Source organism: Mesorhizobium sp. M7A.F.Ca.US.002.01.1.1 (genome assembly GCF_004022955.1).
Lineage (GTDB): Bacteria > Pseudomonadota > Alphaproteobacteria > Rhizobiales > Rhizobiaceae > Mesorhizobium > Mesorhizobium ciceri.
In genome coordinates this window covers 1-1950 of the sequence record NZ_RZQE01000747.1, presented here as the reverse complement: position 1 = coordinate 1950, position 1950 = coordinate 1, and the positions used below count along the sequence as shown (strand labels likewise).

Annotated in this window: 2 protein-coding genes; both read right to left on the bottom strand. The window is 58.3% G+C overall.

What is annotated here, in order from left to right; all coding sequences use genetic code 11:
* Positions 1-181: 181 nt before the first annotated feature.
* Positions 182-1006, bottom strand: coding sequence for a Ku protein (locus tag EN932_RS34980; protein ID WP_127416588.1), 825 nt, complete (start codon positions 1004-1006; stop codon positions 182-184).
* A 91-nt stretch (positions 1007-1097) separates the two neighbouring features.
* Positions 1098-1950 (bottom strand): ATP-dependent DNA ligase (locus EN932_RS34975; protein WP_128369469.1); only part of this gene is annotated, 853 nt, incomplete at its 5' end.

Below are 1950 nucleotides of genomic sequence, written 5' to 3'. Positions count from 1 at the left end.
TGTCTAGGCTGCCCGTAGCCTCCGCGATTTGTCGCGTCAGGCGTCATGGTCTTTCCTCCCGATCGCCGCAGCGTCGCATGCGACGAGCCGGTGAGATTGGCCGAAGACCTGACGCCGGAAACGCGCGAGCGCACCAAAACTACTGGGTCATGCGCGGTGATGGTGGGATTGCTATTTTTAACTATGCCGATTTGCGGCTCTTGGCCTTTGGCCGGTCTTTGCCGATGCCTTCCTTGGCGAGGCTCTTTCGAAGAACCGAGGCCAGGTCGACCACGTTCTCCTGGGGCTTTGGCGCCGGTTTCGGGGGCTTTTTGCCCTTGCGCTTGGCGTCGATCATGGCAATCAACGCATCCTCGTAAGTATCCTCGAATTTCGAAGGATCGAACTTTGTCACCTTCTTGTCGATGAGAAGCCCCGCGATTTCGAGCAGATCCAAATCGTATTTTGGGCTTTTCACATCGTCGAAGACGGTGTCTTCCGACGTCATCTCATTGTGGGTGCGCAACTCGGTCAGCAGCATTCCTTTTTCAAGCGGCTGTATCAACACTTCGCGCCCGCGCTGATAGAGCACGACGCAGGATCGCGCCGCAACGCGCTTCTTGGCCATCGCATCGCGCAGGACAGAAAAGGCCTCCAACGAGGCGCCGTCAGCCGGGATTAGGTAGTATGGCTTCTCCAGGTAACGTGTGTCGATCTCGGCAACCGGAACAAAGGAATCGACATCAAGCGTATGCTGCGACGTCAGTTTCAGTTTCTTGATCTCGTCCGGCTCGACTTGTATGAACTCGCCCTTGTCCGCTTCATAGCCTTTGATCTGATCCGCGACTTCGACAACATCGCCGGTCCCTTCGTCGACATAGGCGCTCTTGACGGGCAAGCCGTTCTTGCGGTTCAGAATCTTGAAGTGGATCTTGGATGCCTCGCTTGTGGCACCAACTATCTTCACCCCGCACGACACGGAACCGACCCTCAGAAAGCCCTTCCAGACCGCGCGCGGCGCCACCATGCCGTTTCTCCTAGACGTGCCGATGTCGGCACAACGTCAGCCACACGGTTCTGTTCCGCAACGTGGGCACTCATTGCCTGCAGCCCAAGAATTATTCCTCCCGGTAGTCCAGCAGCTTCGCATGGCGAAGCTTCTCCTCGCCCTTCAGGAACCGCACGCGACCGACCAGACCAGGCTTGAGCCATTCGGCCTTTTCTTTCTTTAGACCGATGGGCACTGGTCCGCCGACTTTCCCTTGCACGCGATCCCATAGTCGCTGGCGCTTGTCGGCTTTAAAGGCAACGAAGGCGCCGCCGGCGTAGCGGCCCTTGTCGGCCATGAGCACCATTGCCGGCTTCCCAGCCTCGCGCTGCACGCCAATAATGTCCATTTCCTTTTCGGCATAGCACTTGATCTTGCGCCAGTTCATCGTCGGTCCGCTGCGATAGACGCTGGCCTTGCGCTTCGAGACCATGCCCTCCAACCCCGCCCTGTCGACCAGGTGATAAACCGCGTCCCCGGTGCCGGGCATGGCTTTGCTGACCTGAATGCGACCGACGGCTGGAATCAGTTCCTGCAGGATCTCGCGGCGGTCTTCCACCGGCATGTTGCGCAAATCATGCCCGTTCAGGTGCAGGAGGTCGAATGCCACCAAATACAGATCGCGCGAAGGCTTACGACGGGTGACGGCTGACTGCAGGGCCTGGAAGTCGGACAGGCCGGCCTCGTTGACCGTGATTGTCTCGCCATCGATGATGAAACTTTCCGCCTCGATCGCCTCCGCCTCTCCGGCAAGTTCGATATAGCGGCCTGTCCAGTCGTATCCGTTCTTGGTGAACAGCCGGATCCCGTTTTCATCCTTGATGATTTGGGTCCGATACCCGTCGAATTTGATCTCATGGAGCCATTCGTCGCCCTGCGGTGGCGTTTCGACCAGCTCGGGTTCCATGGGCTTGATGAACTTC

Excerpts from the sequence above, each read along its gene's own strand:
- EN932_RS34980 (WP_127416588.1), bottom strand. The coding sequence starts at position 1,006 with ATGGTGGCGCCGCGCGCGGTCTGGAAGGGCTTTCTGAGGGTCGGTTCC.